The 20,307-nt window shown below is 64.9% G+C and carries 15 protein-coding genes; 9 read left to right on the top strand and 6 right to left on the bottom strand.

Going from position 1 to position 20,307, the window contains the following annotated elements; all coding sequences use genetic code 11:
• Nucleotides 1-275 precede the first annotated feature (275 nt).
• Complete coding sequence (locus tag J3U95_RS13780) at nucleotides 276-2,198, bottom strand: PrkA family serine protein kinase (protein WP_208279147.1); 1,923 nt, start codon at nucleotides 2,196-2,198, stop codon at nucleotides 276-278.
• A gap of 604 nt (nucleotides 2,199-2,802) precedes the next feature.
• Between J3U95_RS13780 and J3U95_RS13775 the strand changes: the two genes are divergently transcribed.
• From J3U95_RS13775 to J3U95_RS13760, 4 genes are read left to right on the top strand one after another with little or no spacing between them, the layout of a single operon-like run.
• Nucleotides 2,803-3,810: an adenosine deaminase gene (locus J3U95_RS13775; RefSeq protein WP_208279146.1), complete on the top strand. Its 1,008-nt coding sequence runs from the start codon at nucleotides 2,803-2,805 to the stop codon at nucleotides 3,808-3,810.
• 23 nt (nucleotides 3,811-3,833) lie between these two features.
• Complete coding sequence (locus J3U95_RS13770; protein WP_208279145.1) at nucleotides 3,834-6,365, top strand: ABC transporter permease; 2,532 nt, start codon at nucleotides 3,834-3,836, stop codon at nucleotides 6,363-6,365.
• A gap of 27 nt (nucleotides 6,366-6,392) precedes the next feature.
• Nucleotides 6,393-6,806, top strand: coding sequence for a group II truncated hemoglobin (locus J3U95_RS13765; protein ID WP_208279144.1), 414 nt, complete (start codon nucleotides 6,393-6,395; stop codon nucleotides 6,804-6,806).
• A gap of 8 nt (nucleotides 6,807-6,814) precedes the next feature.
• Entirely contained in the window at nucleotides 6,815-8,134 is a 1,320-nt protein-coding gene (locus tag J3U95_RS13760) for a DNA recombination protein RmuC (RefSeq protein ID WP_208279143.1), read from the top strand.
• Between the two features lie 64 nt (nucleotides 8,135-8,198).
• Here J3U95_RS13760 and moeA read toward each other — a convergent pair whose 3' ends face one another.
• The 3 genes from moeA to J3U95_RS13745 all read right to left on the bottom strand — a co-directional run bounded on the left by moeA (nucleotide 8,199) and on the right by J3U95_RS13745 (nucleotide 14,595).
• On the bottom strand, nucleotides 8,199-10,070 hold the full coding sequence (moeA, locus tag J3U95_RS13755; RefSeq protein ID WP_208279142.1) for a molybdopterin molybdotransferase MoeA: 1,872 nt from the start codon (nucleotides 10,068-10,070) through the stop codon (nucleotides 8,199-8,201).
• A gap of 11 nt (nucleotides 10,071-10,081) precedes the next feature.
• Nucleotides 10,082-11,194: a GTP 3',8-cyclase MoaA gene (moaA, locus tag J3U95_RS13750; protein ID WP_208279141.1), complete on the bottom strand. Its 1,113-nt coding sequence runs from the start codon at nucleotides 11,192-11,194 to the stop codon at nucleotides 10,082-10,084.
• Between the two features lie 239 nt (nucleotides 11,195-11,433).
• The gene (locus J3U95_RS13745; RefSeq protein WP_208279140.1) at nucleotides 11,434-14,595 is read right to left on the bottom strand and encodes an Rne/Rng family ribonuclease; all 3,162 of its coding nucleotides are present in this window, start codon (nucleotides 14,593-14,595) and stop codon (nucleotides 11,434-11,436) included.
• 694 nt (nucleotides 14,596-15,289) lie between these two features.
• Between J3U95_RS13745 and J3U95_RS13740 the strand changes: the two genes are divergently transcribed.
• The 4 genes from J3U95_RS13740 to J3U95_RS13725 all read left to right on the top strand — a co-directional run bounded on the left by J3U95_RS13740 (nucleotide 15,290) and on the right by J3U95_RS13725 (nucleotide 18,416).
• Entirely contained in the window at nucleotides 15,290-16,273 is a 984-nt protein-coding gene (locus J3U95_RS13740; protein ID WP_208279139.1) for an RluA family pseudouridine synthase, read from the top strand.
• A gap of 61 nt (nucleotides 16,274-16,334) precedes the next feature.
• Nucleotides 16,335-16,994: an HAD-IIIA family hydrolase gene (locus J3U95_RS13735; protein ID WP_184239105.1), complete on the top strand. Its 660-nt coding sequence runs from the start codon at nucleotides 16,335-16,337 to the stop codon at nucleotides 16,992-16,994.
• Nucleotides 16,995-17,010: 16 nt separating this feature from the next.
• Entirely contained in the window at nucleotides 17,011-17,388 is a 378-nt protein-coding gene (locus tag J3U95_RS13730) for a Rieske (2Fe-2S) protein (RefSeq protein WP_208279138.1), read from the top strand.
• Nucleotides 17,389-17,414: 26 nt separating this feature from the next.
• A complete protein-coding gene (locus tag J3U95_RS13725; protein WP_208279137.1) occupies nucleotides 17,415-18,416 on the top strand; it encodes a S49 family peptidase in 1,002 nt (333 codons plus the stop codon).
• A gap of 146 nt (nucleotides 18,417-18,562) precedes the next feature.
• On the opposite strand, the gene J3U95_RS13720 is transcribed toward J3U95_RS13725, so the two are convergent.
• A complete protein-coding gene (locus J3U95_RS13720; RefSeq protein WP_208279136.1) occupies nucleotides 18,563-18,757 on the bottom strand; it encodes a hypothetical protein in 195 nt (64 codons plus the stop codon).
• Nucleotides 18,758-18,795: 38 nt separating this feature from the next.
• Nucleotides 18,796-19,218 (bottom strand): hypothetical protein, encoded by a 423-nt coding sequence (locus J3U95_RS13715; protein WP_208279135.1) that lies wholly within the window; start codon nucleotides 19,216-19,218, stop codon nucleotides 18,796-18,798.
• Between the two features lie 257 nt (nucleotides 19,219-19,475).
• On the opposite strand from J3U95_RS13715, the gene J3U95_RS13710 reads away from it, so the two are divergent.
• Nucleotides 19,476-20,192: a pseudouridine synthase gene (locus J3U95_RS13710; RefSeq protein WP_208279134.1), complete on the top strand. Its 717-nt coding sequence runs from the start codon at nucleotides 19,476-19,478 to the stop codon at nucleotides 20,190-20,192.
• Nucleotides 20,193-20,307 lie beyond the last annotated feature (115 nt).

Here is a 20,307-nt window from a genome sequence, read left to right as displayed (position 1 = left end):
CGCATGCGACGGCACCCCTATCTTAATACGCTGCGCGAACGAGCGTGCGGCGCACGCGCAGCGTCGAGTCTTGCCGGCGGCGGCCTGCGGCGAACCGGCAACACGCTTTGGAGCCTATCCCGGCGGGTAGAAGTCGCTCCTGGCGCGCCTGGCAGGCGTGTGCTGCGTTGCTCGTCGTTGCATGGCGCCGCCATGCTGCCTCCTCGCGCCTTGCCCATGCCCGCCATGCATCGCCATGAGCTTCCTTCCACCCTCCGGGATAGGCGCCTCCCCCGTCACGAGGATTTCCGCACACGCAAATACCATTCGCACAACAGACGCACCTGCTTTGGTGTATAGCCTTTCTCTACCATGCGGGCGACAAAGTCGGCATGCTTGTTCGCATCCTCTGCGCTCGCTTTTGCATTGAAGGAAATTACCGGCAAAAGTTCCTCGGTATTCGAGAACATCTTCTTCTCGATCACGCTGCGGAACTTCTCGTAGCTGGTCCAGGCCGGATTCTTGCCGGCATTGGTGGCGCGCGCCCTGAGGCTGAAGTTGACGATCTCGTTGCGGAAATCCTTCGGATTCGAGATCCCGGCCGGCTTTTCGATCTTTTCCAGCTCAGCGTTCAGCGATTCGCGGTCGAAGCTTTCGCCGGTATCCGGATCGCGGAACTCCTGGTCCTGGATCCAGAAGTCGGCGAAGGTCACGTAGCGGTCGAAGATGTTCTGGCCATACTCGGAATAGCTTTCCAGGTAGGCGGTCTGGATCTCCTTGCCGATGAAATCGACGTAGCGCTGCGCCAGGTGCTCCTTGATATAGGAGAGGTAGCGTTGCTCGGTCTCGGGCGGGAACTGCTCGCGCTCGATCTGCTGTTCGAGCACGTACAGCAGGTGCACCGGATTGGCCGCCACCTCGGTATTGTCGAAGTTGAAGACCTTGGACAGGATCTTGAAGGCGAAGCGGGTCGACAGGCCGTTCATGCCTTCGTCCACGCCCGCATAGTCGACGTATTCGTGCAGCGACTTGGCCTTGGGGTCGGTGTCCTTCAGGTTCTCGCCATCGTAGACCAGCATCTTGGAGAAGATGCTCGAATTCTCGGGATCCTTCAGGCGCGAGAGCACGGCGAACTGCGACATCATGCGCAGGGTGCCGGGCGCGCACGGCGCCTTGTCGAGCGAGGAATTACGCAGCAGCTTGTCGTAGATTTGAATTTCGTCGGACACGCGCAGGCAATACGGCACCTTCACGATATAGATACGGTCGAGGAAAGCCTCGTTGTTGCGGTTGTTGCGGAAGGTCTTCCACTCGGATTCGTTCGAGTGCGCGAGCACGATGCCGTCGAACGGAATCGCGCCGAAGCCCTCGGTGCCCTTGTAGTTGCCCTCCTGCGTGGCGGTCAGCAGCGGGTGCAGCACCTTGATCGGCGCCTTGAACATCTCGACGAATTCCATCAGGCCCTGGTTCGCCAGGCACAAGCCGCCGGAATAGCTGTAGGCGTCCGGATCGTCCTGCGGGAAATCCTCGAGCTTGCGGATATCGACCTTGCCGACCAGCGAAGAGATGTCCTGGTTGTTTTCGTCGCCCGGTTCGGTCTTGGAAATCGCGACCTGTTTCAGGATCGACGGATAGCGCTTCACCACGCGGAACTTGTTGATGTCGCCGCCGTATTCGTGCAGGCGCTTGACGGCCCACGGACTCGGAATGGCGCGCAGGTAGCGGCGCGGAATGCCGTAGTCCTCTTCGAGGATGGTGCCGTCTTCTTCTTCGCTGAACAGGCCCAATGGCGATTCATTCACCGGCGAGCCCTTGATCGCATAAAAGGGCACGAGCTCCATCAGGCTTTTGAGTTTCTCGGCGATCGACGATTTGCCGCCGCCGACCGGGCCGAGCAAATACAGGATCTGCTTGCGCTCTTCGAGTCCTTGCGCCGCATGGCGGAAATAAGACACCACCTGCTCGATCACTTCTTCCATGCCGTAGAACTCGCGGAAGGCCGGATAGATCTTGATCACCTTGTTGGCGAAGATTCGCGACAGGCGGGGATCGAGGCGGGTATCGACCAGGGTAGGCTCGCCGATCGCGGCCAGCATGCGCTCCGGCGCGCTGGCATAGGTCAGCGGGTCTTTCTTGCACAGTTGGAGATATTCCGCCAGGGAGTATTCCTCTTCCCGGGTACGCTCATAGCGGGCCGCGTAGTTTTCAAAGATGCTCATTGAAGTTCCTTTAATGTGCCAACAACGAATCACTGTCACGGCAGCCAATGTCGAAGCTGCCCGGGCCCCGGTATCTTTGTCGCGTGCTCCTTGTTCGGTCGTCACGTGCCGCGCCGGGATGGCCGGCGCCGTTAAAGGAAATCACGTGCGATTGCGTCTTGTCGATTCGGCGGATAGCCAAATCATTGCGTGGTGGAGAACGCCTTTTTTGCGTTTATGAAATTTATTATGTGCCTATTAGTTTCCGAAGTCAAAGCAGTGTCGTGCAAGCTGTTGAAGCGGTGCCAAGTACTTGATTCAGCTATCGAAAGTCGGTTTTTGCAGGCGTCGCGGCGGCCCTGGGAAGGTGGGGCCGGAACACGGCGTCGAGGCCGGTTTGAACGAAAGAGCGGGGTGCAGTCGGCATCCCTATTTTCTTCCGTTGTGCGCCGATAGTGCACGAACTGCTCAACACGCGGCGCACGCGAATCGTGCATGTCATAAAGCCGAACGCAGCCATTTTCGCCCTGGCACAGGCGGAAAGCCTGCATGCGTTACACTTGTCGGTCGGGTCGGAATGACCCGCACAATTGAATATTTACTGATGTACCTGTTGGAGAAAACCATGCTCGACGAACGCCTGCGCAACCTGCTGCAGAACATGCCCAAGGCAGAACTGCACATCCACATCGAGGGCTCGCTCGAACCAGAACTGATTTTTGAGCTTGCGCAAAGAAACGGCGTTGACCTCGCTTATAGCTCGGTCGAAGCGTTGCGTGAGGCCTACGCTTTCACCGATCTCCAATCCTTCCTCGACATTTATTACGCCGGCGCCAGCGTGCTGCTGAAGGAACAAGACTTCTACGACATGACTGCGGCCTATCTGGCGCGCGCCCATGCCGACAATGTCCGCCATGCCGAGATCTTCTTCGATCCGCAAACCCATACCGCGCGCGGCGTGCCGTTCGAGACCGTCATCAACGGCATCTGGCGCGCCTGCCAGGACGCGCCCCTCAGCGCCAGCCTGATCATGTGCTTCCTGCGCCACCTGTCCGAAGACGAGGCGCTCGCCACGCTCGAAGAATCGCTGCCGTTCCGCGACAAATTCATCGGCGTCGGCCTCGATTCGTCCGAGGTCGGCCACCCGCCCGAGAAATTCGCGCGCGTGTTCGAGCGCGCCCGTGCGCTCGGCCTGCGCCTGGTCGCGCATGCGGGCGAGGAGGGCCCGCCGGCCTATATCGAAAGCGCGCTCGACGTGCTCAAGGTCGAGCGCATCGACCACGGCGTGCGCAGCCTGGAAAGCCCGGCCCTGGTCGAGCGCCTGGCGCGCGAGCAGATGGCCCTGACCGTGTGCCCGCTGTCGAACATCAAGCTGCGCGTATTCGACGTGATGGGTTCGCACAATCTGCGCACGCTGCTCGACGCCAATCTCGCGGTGACCGTCAACTCGGACGATCCGGCCTATTTCGGCGGCTACGTCAACGAGAATTATTTCGCCGCCTTCGACGCGCTGCCGCTGGATGAAAGCCATGCGCGCCAGCTGGCGCGCAACAGCTTCCAGGCCGCCTTCGTCGACCCGGAGCGCAAGCGCGCCTTCCTGGCTGAAGTCGACGACTTCTTCGCCAACGTCTGACCTTTACATAACGGAGCGGATCCATGTTCGTCCAGGCTCTTCGCATGACGGCGCGCGACTGGCGCGCCGGTGAGCTGCGCTTCCTGCTGGTGGCGCTGATCGTCGCGGTCGCGGCCTTGAGTTCGGTCGGCTTCTTTATCGACCGCATGCGGGCGGGCATGGACCGCGACGCCCACCAGCTGCTCGGCGCCGACCTGCTGGTCAATACCGACGACCCGGTGCGCCAGGCGTGGCGCGACGAGGCCCTGAAACGGGGCCTGCTGCTGGCCGACACGGTCACCTTCCCGAGCATGGCGCAAGCCGGCGAGGGCGACGACTCGCTGGCCCAGCTGTCGTCGATCAAGGCGGTGTCGCAAGGCTATCCGCTGCGCGGCCAGGTGAGCATCACGACGGATCCGGTCGCCGCCGCCGGCGCGCAAGGCATGCCCACGCGCGAGGTGCCGGCGCGCGGCACGGTCTGGGTCGATCCCGGCCTGCTGCCGCAGCTGCGCACCGAGGTCGGCGCCACGCTCACCCTGGGCAACAGCCAGTTCCGCATCGCCCAGCTGATCGCCACCGAACCCGATAAGGGCGCCTCGTTCGCCAACTTCGCGCCGCGCGTGATGCTGGCGCTGGAAGACCTGCAAGCCACCGGCCTGGTCGACGACTTCGCGCGCGTGAGCTTCCGCCTGATGGTCGCATCGAAAGACGCGAACGACATGGCCGCGGTGCGCGACTACGAACAATGGATACGCGCGCAGATCCGCGACAACAATATCAAGGGCGTGCGCATCGAGACGCTGGAAAACGGCCGCCCCGAGATGCGCGCGACGCTCGATCGCGCCGGCCTGTTCCTGTCGCTGGTGGGACTGTTGTCGGCGATGCTGGCGGCGGTCGCCGTGGCGATGGCGGCGCGCCGCTTCATGGGCCGCCACCTGGACGCCTGCGCCATGCTGCGCTGCCTGGGCCTGACCCAGAACCAGGTCACCGTGCTGTACCTGCTCGAATTCGGCTTGATCGGCTTGGCTGGGAGCGTGATCGGGGTGCTGGTCGGCTTCGGCGCCCACTTCGTGCTGCTCGAGATGATCGGCTCGCTGATCAAGACCGAGCTGCCGCCGGTGTCGATGCTGCCCGCGCTGCAGGGCGTGGCGACCGGCATGATGCTGCTGGTCGGCTTCGCGCTGCCGCCGATTCTGCAGTTGCGCAACGTGCCGCACAACCGCGTGATCCGGCGCGAGCAGGGCGCGCCGCAGCCGGCCGCGCTGGCGACCTATGGCCTGGGCATCGGCGTGTTCTTCCTGCTGCTCCTGTGGCAGGCGGGCGATCCGACCCTGGCGCTCATTACCGCCGGCGGCTTCCTGGGCGGCTTCGCCTTCTTCGCGCTGGTGGCCTGGCTCGGCCTGCAGGGGCTGCGCCGGATGCGCGGCGCATTCAGGAACCAGGGCTGGCGCTTCGCCGTCACCTCGCTGCAGCGCCGTCCCGGCGCCACCGTGGTGCAGGTGGTGTCGCTGGCGCTGGGCCTGATGGCGCTGCTGCTGCTGACCGTGGTGCGCGGCGACCTGATGGCGGCCTGGCAGCTTGCCACGCCGGCCGATGCGCCGAACCGCTTCGTGATCAACATCCTGCCCGAGCAGAAGCAGTCGGTCGAAGGCCAGCTGCTCGCGGCCGGCGTCAAGGAGCCCGTGCTGTACCCGATGATCCGTGGCCGCCTGACGGCCATCAATGGCGACGCGATCACGCGCGACACCTTCCAGGACGGCGAGGCGCGGCGCCTGGCCAACCGCGAATTCAACCTGTCGACGACCAATGTGCTGCCGCAGGCGAACGAGGTGGTGCAGGGCGAGTGGTTCAGGGACGCACCCGGCGTGGCCGAGGCCTCGGTCGAGCAGAGCATCATGGAGCGCCTGGGTTTGAAACTGGGCGACAGCCTGCGCTTCGACATGGCGGGCCTGCTGGTCGACGCCAGGATCACCAGCGTGCGCAAGCTCGAATGGGGCTCGATGCGCGCCAACTTCTTCGTCATCATCAATCCGGCCGCGATGGCGGATGCGCCGACCACCTATATGACGGCCTTCCATGTGCCGCCCGAGGGCGCGAACCTGGGCAATGCGCTGACCCGCAACCATCCGAACCTGACGGTGATCGACGTGTCGGGCATCATCCGCCAGCTGCAGGACGTGCTGGACCAGGTGGTGACGGCGGTCGAGTTCCTGTTCCTGTTCACGCTCGCTTCCGGCGTGCTGGTGCTGTATGCGGCGTTGATGGGATCGCAATCCGAGCGCACGCGCGAAGCGGGCCTCTTGAGGGCGCTGGGCGCCACGCGCCAGCAGCTGGCGCAGGCGCAGCGCATCGAGTTCGTGCTGGTGGGCGGCCTGGCGGGCCTGTTGGCGGCGAGCGGCGCGGCGGCGCTGGGTTGGGCCCTGGCCACCTACCAGTTCAAGTTCCCGTGGGTGTTCGAGCCGGGCGTCTGGATCGCGGGCCTGTTCGTCGGCGCGTTGTGCGCGATCGTGGGTGGCTGGCTGGGCCTGCGCGGGGTGTTGCGTCAGCCGCCATTGCAAACCTTGCGCGAGGCATGACGCCCCACGGTGCGCTATCATTGCGGGATGTCCGAACACCACACTGATACTCCCGCCGAAGCGCAGACTCTGTACGAAATGATGGGCGGCGGCGAGCGCTTGCGGGCGCTGGTCGACCGCTTCTATGACCTGATGCAGCTGGAGCCCGATTTCGCCGGCATCCACGCCATGCACCCGGTGCCCAACGACAGCTCGCGCGAGAAGACCTTCATGTTCCTGTCCAGCTGGATGGGCGGTCCCGACCTGTACATCGAACGCTACGGCCACCCGCGCCTGCGCGCGCGCCACCTGCCGTTCGCGATCGGCAGCGCGGAACGCGACCAGTGGCTGCGCTGCATGGCCTGGGCGATGGAAGACATGGGCTACGACGACACGCTGCGCGTGCGCATGATGAATTCCTTCTTCCAGACCGCGGACTGGATGCGCAACAAACCTGATTGAGCGCCACCATGACCGTCGCCGAAATCCTCATCCTGGTCGGCCTCGTCATTGTGGCCGGCCTGCTGGTCGCCGTCCTGCTGCGCATGCGCGGCAATGGCGACGGCAACCACGTCGAACGCCTGGAACGCGAGCTGCGCCAGGAGCTGCAGTCGAGCGCCCAGGCGACGCGCCAGGAACTGTCCTCTCACTTGGCTCAGTATCACAATGCCACCGTCCAGCAACTGGACAGCATGCGCCAGCAGATGCAGCTGCATTCGAGCAGCGGGCGTGAGGAACAGGCGCGCGCGCTGAAGCGCTTCGCCGACACCCTGCAGCAGACGCTGGGCAGCCTCACCGAATCGAACGCCCAGCGCATGCTCGAGGTGCGCAACACGCTCGAAACCAAGATCCGCGACCTGCAAAGCGATAACGCCACACGCCTCGAAGAGATGCGCCAGACGGTCGACGAAAAACTGCACGCGACGCTGGAAACGCGCCTCTCCGAATCGTTCCGCCAGGTGTCGGAGCGGCTGGAAAAAGTGCACCAGGGCCTGGGCGAGATGCAGCAGCTGGCGATCGGCGTGGGCGATCTGAAGCGGGTGCTCACCAACGTCAAGACCCGCGGCACCTGGGGCGAGGTGCAATTGGAAATGCTGCTGGAGCAGGTGCTCACCGTCGACCAGTATGCGAAGAACGTCGAGACGGTGGCCGGTTCGAATGCGCGGGTCGAGTTCGCGATCAAGCTGCCCGGCGTGGTCGACGGCGGCGCGCCGCTGTGGCTGCCGATCGACGCCAAGTTCCCCAAGGAGCAGTACGAACGCCTGCTGCTGGCCGCCGACGAAGCCGACGCCGATGGCGTGGCGCGCGCCGGCGCCGAGCTGGAACGGGCGGTGCGCAATGAAGCGCGCACCATCTGCGACAAATACGTGTCGCCGCCGCAGACGACCGACTTCGCCATCCTGTTCCTGCCGACCGAGGGCCTGTACGCCGAGGTGATGCGCCGTCCCGGCCTGGCCGACGACCTGCAGCGCAGCTTGCGGGTGACGATCGCCGGCCCGTCGACCTTGGCCGCATTGCTCAACAGCCTGCAGATGGGCTTCCGCACGCTGGCGCTGGAGAAGCGTTCTTCCGAGGTGTGGCAGGTGCTGGGGGCGGTGAAGACCGAGTTCACCAAGTTCGGCGACGTGCTGGCGACCACCAAGCTGACGCTGGAGAAGGCCGCCAAGAACATCGAAAGCGCCGAGGTGCGCAGCCGTCAGATGGCGCGCAAGCTCAAGTCGGTGGAGGCGTTGCCGAGCGAGGCGGCGCAGTTGATGCTGGGGCCGGATGGCCTGGAGCGGGACGATTGATTTAAATGCGGCGGATGAACGACCGTAGGGTTGGCGGCCGTGCCGCCGACGCGTTCAATCATTGCTAGAACAACCCCTCGAACGGCAAGATGTCCACCATCTCGCCCGCCGCGACACTGCCTTGCCCATCATGCAGCACCACCATGCAATTCGCCTCCGACATCGAGCGCAGGATGCCGGAGCCCTGCGATCCGGTAATGCGCACCTCTGGCTCCCCGTCGGCCCCGCGCGCGACGATGCCGCGCTGGTATTCGGTGCGCCCCGGCTTCTTGCGGATCGCCTCGGTCGAGCGCGCACGCAGCAGCGGTAGCGGCGCCTCGGCGCCCATCATGCGCAGCAGCGCTTCGCGCGCGAAGAAGTAGAACGACACCATCACCGCCACCGGATTGCCCGGCAGCCCGAATAAAAAGGCGCTGCGGCCGTTGGACGACACCCGGCCGAAAGCCAGCGGCCGGCCCGGACGCATGCCGATCTTCCAGAACGTTACGTCGCCCAGCTGGGCCATCACCTGCTTCGTGTAGTCGGCCGCGCCGACCGAGACGCCGCCCGAGGTGATGATGGCGTCGGCGTTCTCGCAGGCGGTGCGCAGCGCTTCTTCCAGCGCCTCCGGGCTGTCGCGCACCACGCCCATGTCGATGATCTCGCAGCCCAGGCGCTGCAGCATGCCGTAGATCGTGTAGCGGTTGCTGTCGTAGACGCAGCCCTCGTCGAGCGTTTCGCCGATCGAGCGCAGCTCGTCGCCGGTGGAGAAGAAGGCCACGCGCAGGCGGCGCTGCACGGGAATCTCGGCGAAGCCGAGCGAGGCGCACAGGCCCAGGTCGGCCGGGCGGATCACGCGGCCGGCCTTGAGCGCGGCGCTGCCGGCCTTCAGGTCTTCGCCGGCCAGGCGGCGGTTGTCCCCTGGACGGATCGCGCCCGCGCGCAAGGTGACGGTGTCAATGGTCGTGCTCTCGGCGAATTCCTGCGGCAGCACGCTGTCGCAGCCGGCCGGCATCACGCCGCCGGTCATGATGCGCACGCACTCTCCAGGATCGGGAACGATGTCGATCGGCTTGCCGGCGTAGGCGACGCCGACCACCTTCAGCGTGACCGTGCCGTCGGCCGGCAGGTCGCCGCCGCGCAGCGCGTAGCCGTCCATGGCCGAGTTGTCGTGCGCCGGCACGTTGATCGGCGAGACCAGGTCGCGCGCCAGCACGCGGCCGAGCGCAGCGCGCAGCGCAACCATCTCGACCGCGCGCACGGGTTGCACGAAGTCGCGGATGATGCGCTGGGCGTCCTGCACGCGCAGGGCGTCCGGATCGTAGCCGTTGATGCAGCTTGCTACCTGGGCCAGGCTGGCAGGGAAGGGCGGAGAAGGATCGTCCAGTCCGCGCAGCTCGTCCAGCGTGTTGATGTTGCGGAAGGCGTCGGCGTCGTCGAAGACCACTTCGACCGCCTTCAGGTCGCGATACCAGCCGTCGACCCGGCGACCGCCCTCGGCCAGGTAGGCCGACAGCTGCGGCAGCCGGTCGGCGCGCACCAGGCAGAACACGGGATGCGGCTGCGGGCGCTGGCCGGCTTCCTGCGTCGCGGCATAGGCGACGTCGGCATCGGCTGTTTCCAGCGCGGCGGACAGGCGGGATGCCAGGTCGGCCGGCAGGAACGGCGAGTCGCAGGGAACGGCCAGCAGGTAGGGCGTGGCGCAGTGGCGCAGGCCGGTTTCCAGGCCGGCTAAAGGCCCGGGATAGTCTGCAATCTCATCGGGCAATACCATCGCGTCGAACGCGCGGTAGGCATCCAGGTTGCGGTTGGCGCTGATCGCCACCGGCCCGACCTGCGGCCGCAGGCGCGCCAGCACGTGCTCGACCATGGTGCTCGACCGGAACGGCTGCAAGCCCTTGTCGACATTGCCCATGCGCGAGCCGCGACCGCCCGCCAATACCAGTCCGCTGATCATCCCTTGTTCCATTATCCGCCTATATAGGACATTTCAACCTTGCGCGCCCCATCGCGCTGCCCGATGCCGGTCTCCGCCGTGCGCGTCTCGGAATAGCGGTCGGCCCGTCCGCGCCACAGCTGGGCGATGGCGCCGGACAGTTCGAGGTCGCTGCGACCGGCGCGCAGCAGCGCGCGCAGGTCGTGGCCACGGGTGGCGAACAGGCAGGTGTACAGCTTGCCCTCGGTCGACAGGCGCAGGCGCGAACAGTCGCCGCAGAAGGCCTGGGTGACGCTCGAGATGACGCCGATCTCGCCGCCGCCGTCCACGTAGCGCCAGCGCGAGGCGGTCTCGCCGCTGTAGTTGGCCGCGACGGGTTCGAGCGGCAGCTCGGCCGAGATGCGCCGCACCACTTCCTGCGACGGCACGACGTCGCGCATATTCCAGCCGTTCGAGGCGCCGACGTCCATGAACTCGATGAAGCGCAGGATGGTCGGCGAGCCCTTGAAGTGGCGCGCCATGGGCAGGATCTGGTCGTCGTTGGTGCCGCCCTTGACCACCATATTGACCTTGACCGGCCCGAGGCCGGCCGCGTGGGCGGCGTCGATGCCGTGCAGCACGTCGGAGACGGCGAAGTCGACGTCGTTCATGCTGCGGAACACCTTGTCGTCCATCGCGTCAAGCGAGACCGTGACGCGGTCCAGGCCGGCGTCTTTCAGGGCCTGGGCCTTGCGCGCCAGGATCGAGCCATTGGTGGTGAGCGTGAGGTCGAGCGGACGGCCGCTCGGCGTCGGCAGCGCGCGCAGCATGGCGACCAGGCGCTCGAGGTTCTTGCGCAGCAGCGGCTCGCCGCCGGTCAGGCGCAGCTTCTCGACGCCGTGCGCGACGAACAGCCGCGCCACGCGCGTGATTTCCTCGAACGACAGCAGGTCGCCGTGCGGCAGGTATTCGTAATCCTTGTCGAAGACTTCCTTCGGCATGCAGTACACGCAACGGAAGTTGCAGCGGTCGGTGACCGAGATGCGCAGGTCGTGCAGGGGCCGGCCGAGCGCGTCGCTGAGCAGGCCAGTCGGCGCGTCAAGCACGGCCGGGACCTGCAGCGCGGATGAGCGCAGGTCATTGATCAGAATGATTTTTTCAGCCATTTCAGTACGATAGCACGGTGCTGATGAAGCTGCCCGCGCCACTTGGGAATGAGGTCAAAGGCTTGACCTCGTTTAGCTAAGTGACATTTTTCCGTTAGCCTAAAAACGTCTTTTTTGGCACTGCCAAAAAAGACTTCCCGCGCAGGCGGGAACCTAAGTTAGCAAGCGTTGCGATAACGCTCACAGTACTTGGGTTCCCGCCTGCGCGGGAACGACGTGCTGAGGCAGCGAACTAAGGCTTATTGACGCGTATCGACCTGCACCAGCGGCTCGTCGACCGGCGCGACCACTGGCTTGCGGGCGCGGCCCAGGCGAACCGGGGTTGCCACTGCGGCTTCCTGGGCGGCGCGCAGTTTTTCAGGGTCGGTCGCCGCCAGTTGCAGGCCGGCCTGGGCCAGCACTTCGTCCAGCTTGGCCGGTGCTTCGACTGGCGCTGCCGGAGCAGCAGCCAGCGCGGCGCCAGGCGCCGGTGCGCTGGCCGCAGGCGCGGCGGCTGGCGTCGGCGCGACGGTGATGGCTGGTGCAGCCGCCGGAGCCGTCTCGACTGCCGACGCGGCAACCGGTGCAGCCACTGGCGCGGTGTCGACCACCGGAGCCGGCGCTGGCGCCTGCTCGACCGGAGCCGGGGCGGGTGCAGGGGCCGGCGCAGCTTCCGGTTCGGCCTCGGCGCGTGCCGCAGCCACCGACGCCGCGGTCGGGAACATGCTCTGCTGAGCAGCAACCGAAGCCGCAGTCGGGAACGGGATCTGTTCCGCAGCCACCGGCGCCGCTGCGACCGGGGCAGGAGCGGCAGGCGCAGCAGGTGCAGGCGCAGGAGCGGCAGCCTTCTCCGCCTCCGCCTTCGCAGCGGCCACCGACGCGGCGGTCGGGAACGGCCATGCATCCTGCGTGGCGGCGCGCGCCGGCTTGGCCTTCGCGGCCTTGGCGGCAGCGGCGACCTTGGCGGCCTCTTCATCGGCTACCGGGGTGAATGCCGGCGCCTCGTCCGAACCTTCAAGCGCTTCGCTGCCCTCGACCTGGTCACGGTCGCGGCGATTGCGGTTGCGGCCGCCACGACGGCGGCGGCGACGCGGCTCGTCGCCTTCGCCCTCGATTTCTTCGCCATCCGGGCCGATCGTCGTCACCGACTTCACGACCTGCTGCACGACTTCCTGGCTGCCGTCCGGACCGGTGGTGCTCACCGCGACGATCTCGGTGGCGACGACCTGGCTCACGCTGACTTCGTCGAGCTTGGCTTCGATGGCCTGGGTGGTGCGCTCGGTACGCTCGGTACGCTCGCGCGGCTGGCGTGGCTGGCGCTCCTTGCGCTCGCCGCGTTCTGCACGATCGGGACGCTCGGCGCCCTCGGCGCGCGCTGCGCCTTCGGCCAGTTCGCGCGGCTCACGCGGCTCGCGTGGCTTGCGCTCGCGTGGCTGGCGCGGCTGGCGGCCTTCGCGGGCCTCGTCGCCCTGTGGCGCCTTGGCAAGCTCTTCACCTGCCGTGCCCTTGGCAACCGCGTCGCGCTCTTCGCGCTCACGGCCCGGCTTGGCGCCGCGTTCGCCACGCTCGCCATTGCGGCCGCCGTTGCGGCCACCCTTGTTGCGGTTGTTGCGGTCGCCGCGCTCGGCCGGCGCAGGCGCGGCCGGCTTCTCGGCCACGACGGGCGCCGGGGCCGGTTCTTCCGGCTTGCCGAAGAAGAAGTCGCGCAGGCGGCCGAAGAAGCCTTTTTCGGCAGGAGCCGGAGCGGGGGCGGCGGCCGGCGCGGCGGCGGCTTTCGCCGGCTTGGCCGCTTCGCTGCGGTCGACCACCGGGGCCGGTTGGGCCGGGGTGATGGTCTTGACCACGGCTTCCTGGCGCGGCTTCGCTTCTTCTTTCTGGCGCTTGGCGTAGGCCATGTCGGTGTCGGCGGTCTCGGCCATCGCATAGCTGGCGTGCGCGTCTTCCAGGCGCGGATCGTCGTGCTTGATGCGCTCGAGCTTGTAGTGCGGGGTGTCCAGATGCTTGTTCGGGATCAGGATCACGGTGATGCGGTGGCGGTTCTCGATCTTGAGCACTTCGCCGCGCTTTTCGTTCAGCAGGAAGGCGGCGACGTCGACCGGCACCTGCACGTGGATCGCGGCCGAATTCTCTTTCATGGCCTCTTCCTGGATGATACGCAGGACTTGCAGGGCCGACGATTCGGTATCACGGATGTGGCCGGTGCCCGAGCAGCGCGGGCAGGTCACGTGCGAGCCTTCCGACAGCGAAGGACGCAGGCGCTGGCGCGACAGCTCCATCAGCCCGAAGCGCGAGATCTTGCCCATCTGGACACGGGCGCGGTCGTGGTGCAGGGCGTCCTTGAGGCGCTGCTCGACTTCGCGCTGGTTCTTGGCCACTTCCATGTCGATGAAGTCGATCACGATCAGGCCGCCCAGGTCGCGCAGGCGCAGCTGGCGGGCGACTTCGTCGGCCGCTTCGCAGTTGGTGTTGAAGGCGGTGGTCTCGATGTCCGAGCCGCGGGTGGCGCGCGCCGAGTTGACGTCGATGGAGACCAGGGCTTCGGTGTGGTCGATCACGATCGCGCCGCCCGATGGCAGCGGCACGGTGCGCGCGTAGGCGGTCTCGATCTGGTGTTCGATCTGGAAACGCGAGAACAGCGGCACGTCGTCGCTGTAACGCTTCACGCGGTGCGCCATGTCGGGCATCACGTGGCTCATGAACTGCTGGGCCTGTTCGTAGATCTCGTCGGTGTCGATCAGGACTTCGCCGATATCGGGCTGGAAGTAGTCGCGGATGGCGCGGATGACCAGCGACGATTCCTGGTAGATCAGGAAAGCGCCGGCGGCCGACTTGCCGGCGCCTTCGATCGCGCGCCACAGCTGCATCAGGTAGTTCAGGTCCCACTGCAGCTCTTCGACGTTGCGGCCAATGCCGGCGGTGCGGGCGATCACCGACATGCCTTGCGGCAGGTCGAGCTTGTCCATGGTCTCGCGCAGTTCCTGGCGCTCTTCGCCTTCGACGCGGCGCGACACGCCGCCGCCGCGCGGGTTGTTCGGCATCAGGACCAGGTAGCGGCCGGCCAGCGAGATGAACGAGGTCAGGGCGGCGCCCTTGTTACCGCGCTCTTCCTTCTCGACCTGGACCATGATTTCCTGGCCTTCTTTCAGCGCTTCCTTGATGGTGCAGTTGCGCACGTCGACGCCCTCGCGGAAATACGAGCGGGCGACTTCTTTGAAGGGGAGGAATCCGTGGCGGTCTTCGCCGTAGGAGACGAAGCAGGCTTCGAGGGAGGGTTCGATGCGGGTGATGACACCCTTGTAGATGTTTGACTTGCGTTGCTCGCGACCGGCGGTCTCGATATCGATGTCGATCAGTTTTTGACCGTCGACAATCGCTACGCGCAGCTCCTCTTGCTGCGTAGCGTTAAACAACATACGTTTCATTTTTATAAACTCCGCGACCCGTGGGCCGTGTGATGGCCGCCCTCGCGGGCGGCGCAGCTACAGGGATGTATGCGGGGATGGGAGTTCAGGAGGGGAATGCCCGTGGCGTGCGATACAGCGGAAAACAGTGACCACCGCGCGAGTAAAACTGCGAGTGAACACCGCGTCGCTGCCGCAACAGGGCGCTGTGGGGCCGAACGTCATTGTCCACGCACGCCGCGACCTGCGCTGGCCGCCTGCCACCACGTTGGGGTGGCACAGCGGAGCGAGGGGGTGTGCTACAACCAGCCCGGCTCGAAGCCGACGACCGTCCAGGACCTGGAGGCGAAAAGACAGCCTAACTCACAAGTCTCGAGGACGGCCCTGCATCGGGCCCGGCGAAAACGACAAGCGTTATCGACACCATCACCCGACAAGCAAGATTTGCTTGCCGGTACTTATCCTAAAGAATCCTGACAATCCAATCCTGCATCCTTGTGCGCAACCCGATTACAACTGCAGGTGCAACCCTGATCGGCGCAAGGATGTGCGTACACGTTACTTTCCATCGAATTTGCAATGAGCGGGGCCGATGGAGCGCGCCCCTGTGTAAAATATCGTTTTAATTCTTACACCAGCAGAGGTTTGACCGCCGCCTGTCGATTATATATTCAAAATGAAGGACTTAGAGAGAATTTCTGGGAAGACAGAGCGAATGGCGACCCAAAACGATGTTGTTCCCCCTTCATCACAACAGGCTCTGCAGGCGCAATTTGTCACAATCGGCGAAGAAGACGCCGGACAGCGTATCGATAACTACCTGTTGCGTGTCTGCAAAGGCGTACCGAAGAGTCATATTTACCGCATCCTCCGTTCAGGTGAGGTACGTGTCAACAAGGGCCGGATCGACCAACTGTACCGCCTGGCCGAGGGCGATACCGTGCGCATCCCGCCGATCCGCATCGCCGAGAAGGCCAGCAACGACACCGTGCCGGGGACCGAATTCCCCATCGTCTTCGAAGACGCGCACTTGCTCGTCATTAACAAGCCAGCCGGCGTGGCCGTGCATGGCGGCTCCGGCGTGTCCTACGGCGTGATCGAGCAATTGCGCGCGGCGCGGCCGCAAGCCAAGTTCCTGGAACTGGTGCACCGGCTCGACCGCGAAACCTCGGGCCTGCTCCTGATCGGCAAGAAGCGCAGCGCGCTGACCAATCTGCACGACCAGATGCGCGACGGGACGACCGACAAGCGTTATTTCGCGGCCGTAAAGGGCGACTGGCACAACAAGCGCCAGCACGTCAAACTGCCGCTGCATAAATACACGACGGCGGATGGCGAGAAGCGGGTCGTGGTCCAGGCCGGCGGCCAGGAAGCGCATACCATTTTCAATCTCTTGAAAAAATGGCAGGATTTCGCCTTGCTCGAAGCCGAGCTCAAGACGGGCCGCACGCACCAGATCCGGGTCCATCTGGCCTCGAGCGGTTTCCCGATCCTGGGCGACGAGAAGTATGGCGACTTTGCATTCAATAAACAGTTGCACAAGGCGGGCCAGGGACGCGGGGCGCTCAAGCGCATGTTCCTGCACGCGCACCAGATCACGTTCACGCACCCGGACAGCGGCGAGCGGATGACCTTGCGCGCGCCGATGCCTGAAGAGTGCGAGCGGTTCTTGGTAAGCTTGGGAGAGCCAAGTGCGTGATATAACACCTGCGCACGATCAAAAAACTAAGGAGACAGGCGCCCTGCGTCGCCGCTAAATAATGGCAAGAAAACAATTTGACCTGATCGTGTTCGACTGGGACGGCACGCTGATGGACAGCACGGCAGCCATCGTCAAGTGCATCCAGGCGGCGGCGCGCGACCTTGGCCTGCCGGTCCCGAGCGACGCCTCGGCCGCCCACGTCATCGGCCTCGGCCTGGCCGAGGCGATGCAGGCGGTGATGCCCGACATCCAGCCGGCCATGTATCCGCGCATGGTCGAGCGCTACCGTTATCACTTCCTCACCAAGGATCACGAACTGGTACTGTTCAAGGGCGTTCGCGAGATGTTGGCCGATCTTAACAACGAGGGCTATTTCCTGGCCGTGGCCACCGGCAAGAGCCGTGTGGGCCTCAACCGGGCCTTGAACGCCACCGGCCTGCTGTCGATCTTCGACGCTACCCGTTGCGCGGATGAGACATTCTCGAAGCCCCATCCCGCCATGCTGCAAGAACTGACCCGCGAACTGGGCCAGGACCTGCGCCGCACCGTGATGATCGGCGACACCACCCACGACCTCATGATGGCGAACAATGCCGGCGCCTCCGGCATCGCGGTCGAGTTCGGCGCCCACCCGGTGGCCCAGCTGCAAGCCTGCCACCCCTTGTTCTCGGCGCGCTCGATCCCCGAGCTGCACGCCTGGCTGCTCGAGCATGCCTGAACCAGGGAATTCGCAGATGGCGGGAGATGAGCGCCTGTTCGTGTGCGATGCCGATGATTTGCTCGACGCCGGCCGCGGCGTGCGCTTCGCGCTGCTGGCCTGGGGGCAGCCGGCCACCGGTTTCGCGATCCGCCACGGCGGCCAGGTCTATGGCTACCTGAACCGCTGCGCCCACGTTCCGATCGAGCTCGATTGGCGCGAAGGGGAGTTTTTCGAGTCCGGCGGCCAGTACCTGATGTGCGCCACCCATGGCGCGGTCTACGAGCCCGGCAGCGGCAAGTGCACCGGGGGTCCTTGCCGCGGCGGGCGGCTGCATCCGATCGCCGTACACGAAGGCGCGGGCAAGATATACTGGCTGCCCGACGAGCGGTTCCGCGCGCCTGCGCAGGAATAGCGCTCGCCGTCGACCCTTCCGACTTTATGAGTGACCAAACGAGCCATGACCATCCCGGCGACAGCCGGCTCGCATCGAATCCGACGATCGGCAACTGGGAGCGCGAAACGCTCGAGAAACTGGTGTTCGCCACCGTCCAGGAGCGGCGCCGCGCCCGGCGCTGGAGCATTTTCTTCAAACTGAGCTTCCTCGGCGTCGCCTTGCTGGCGCTGTGGGCATACTACGACTTCAATTTCGGCAGCGGCGACGTCGAAAACCTGGGCCGCCACACGGCCCTGATCGAAATCAACGGCGAAATCGAGGCCGAAGGCAGCGGCGCGGCCGATACCGTGATCCCCTCGCTCAACAAGGCGTTTTCCGATCCCGGCTCGGCGGCGGTGGTGCTGCGCATCGACAGCCCCGGCGGCAGCCCGGTGCAGGCCGGCATCATCGTGGACGAGATTCAGCGCCTCAAGCGCGGCTACCCCGATAAACCGCTGTACGTGGTGGTGGACGAGATCTGCGCCTCGGGCGGCTACTACATCGCTTCGGCGGCCGACCGCATCTACGTCAACAAGGCCTCGATCGTCGGATCGGTCGGCGTGCTGATGGACAGCTTCGGCTTCACTGGCACCATGGACAAGCTCGGCATCGAGCGGCGCCTGATGACGGCCGGCGAGAACAAGGGCTTCCTCGATCCGTTCAGCCCGCAGTCCCCGAAGCACCGCGAACACGCCCAGGAAATGCTCAACGAGATCCACCAGCAATTCATCGCGGTGGTGCGCGCCGGACGCGGCAAGCGCCTGAAGGAAACTCCGGAAACCTTCTCCGGCCTGTACTGGACCGGCGCCAAGGCGGTCGACATGGGGCTGGCCGACGCCTTCGGCACCGTCGACACGGTGGCGCGCGACATCGTCAAGGCCGAGGACATCGTCGACTACACGGCGCACGAAGGCTTACCAGAAAGGGTGCTCAAGAAATTTGGCGCCGCGGTCGGCGAAAGCGCGGTCAAGGCGGCGTATCACGGCGCCGTGCCGAAATTGCGTTGAACATTTTGTACTTGAATACCGACGGCTAGCGGCTATAGTGGAACGGTAGCGCGAGCAGCAAGGGTCAAGAGGCAAATGCTTCGATCGGCCCGGAGGGCGACCCGCTATCCACCGCACGCGGTGCGGTTTCGAGAGAATTCAATTCCTCACGGTAGTAAGTCCCTGGGAGGCTTGCCAAATGGCTTGCCTACCGCAGGAACGGAAACGACGGCCTCGGCCGTCGTTTCCATTTGTACTTCATTGGGATGTACTTCATCGGGATGTACTTCATCGGGATGTACCTCATCGGTACGGCTGCTGCTCTCTTCCAGTTTTTCCGTCGCCCTGTTTTCCGGTCTCATCGAAGTGCCTCCGGCGTCCTGCCGGAAGGCGTGCCGGTTCAGGTACACGTGCCGCACTGCCGGGAATCGCCATCGCGATCCGAACGGCAGGGCGATTGGGAATTCTGCTGCGTTGGGTATTGGTTATTTTGTTGTGGGACATGCAATCCACCTTGCGACAAGCTCGCCTGTGGCGGATGCCACATCGCCGGGTTTCGCAAGGGTATCAGCTCTTCGTGCTGGGCAAAGCCACCACGGTCGAGCCAAGCCTGGTGGTCGCGCACGGTGCTGGCATACCAGGCGGCGCGCAACGGCGGATGGCCGCCATGAAGGTGGGGGAGGCCGCCGCCCCGCCAGCGCGCCATGGCGAGTCGGGTGGGGAAAAGCGCCGCGTGGTCCTTGGCGAGCCGTTGCCGCGCACAATGGGACTCCTGAGCGGAAAGCTTTCCATTTGCTGTGTCGAGATCGTCGTTCACGTTCATTCCTATCCTCTGGCTATGGCCTCCCCATCACAAGGATGCCTTAGGTGCCGTTAGGCGGATTCCTAACGTGTTGAAGTCTATCAATGCGAATTTCGAAAGGCTTGACGCTGCTCAAATGAACGAGCGCATGCAAAATGGGTCGGAGGTAACGCTACCAAATTTTCCCGATATCGCTGACAGCCTTACCGATAACGCTAACAGATTTGCCCCGGCAACGCTTTCCCAAGGGGCCTGCGCATCTGGTAAAGTCTCGGCCCATGAGTAAATTGTCCCTAGACCGTATCCTGCAATCGCAGGGATTCGGCACCCGCAAATATTGCCGCGCGCTGATCGAGGACGGCGACGTCGCCGTCAATGGCGAGACCGTCGACAGCTACAAGGCCACCTTCGAGACCGACGGCCTGGTCCTGACCGTGTTCGACGAAGAATGGCCTTATCGCGAGCACGTCTACATCGCGCTGTACAAGCCGGCCAACTTCGAATGCTCGCGTAAACCAAGCCATCATCCGGGCGTGCTGACCCTGTTGCCGGAACAGTTCACCTGGCGCGAGGTGCAGCCGGTCGGCCGCCTCGACCACGACACCACGGGCATGCTCCTGATGTCGGACGACGGCCCCTTCATCCACGCCCAGTCCTCGCCCAAGCGCCACGTGCCCAAGGTCTACCAGGCCACGACCGCCGAGCCGGTGACCGACGAGCTGGTCGCCCACATGCTGGCCGGCGTGCAGCTGAACGACGAGCCGGCGCCGCTCAAGGCGGTGTCCTGCGTCCAGCGCGGCGAACATACCCTCGAGATCGTGCTGGAACAGGGCAAATACCACCAGGTCAAACGGATGCTGGCCGCCGCCGGCAACCATTGCAGCGCGCTGCACCGCTCGCAGATCGGCGGCCTGACCCTGGAATCGCTCGGCCTCGAAGAGGGCGAATGGTGCTTCCTCGACCAGGCCCAGCTCGATCTGCTGGTGCCGGCCTGATCGATCCGTGGGCGGAGGGCGGCGGTAGTCGCATGCTTGGATGCAATACGTGCGACATCGATAAGAAATATCCGCGACACTTACGCGCGATGGCAACTGAACATCAGTTGCTGCG

This window comes from Massilia oculi, assembly GCF_017582745.1.
Classification (GTDB): domain Bacteria; phylum Pseudomonadota; class Gammaproteobacteria; order Burkholderiales; family Burkholderiaceae_D; genus Telluria; species Telluria oculi_A.
The sequence above is the reverse complement of the archived record's forward strand: the minus strand, read 5'-3'. Positions and strand labels throughout refer to the sequence as shown.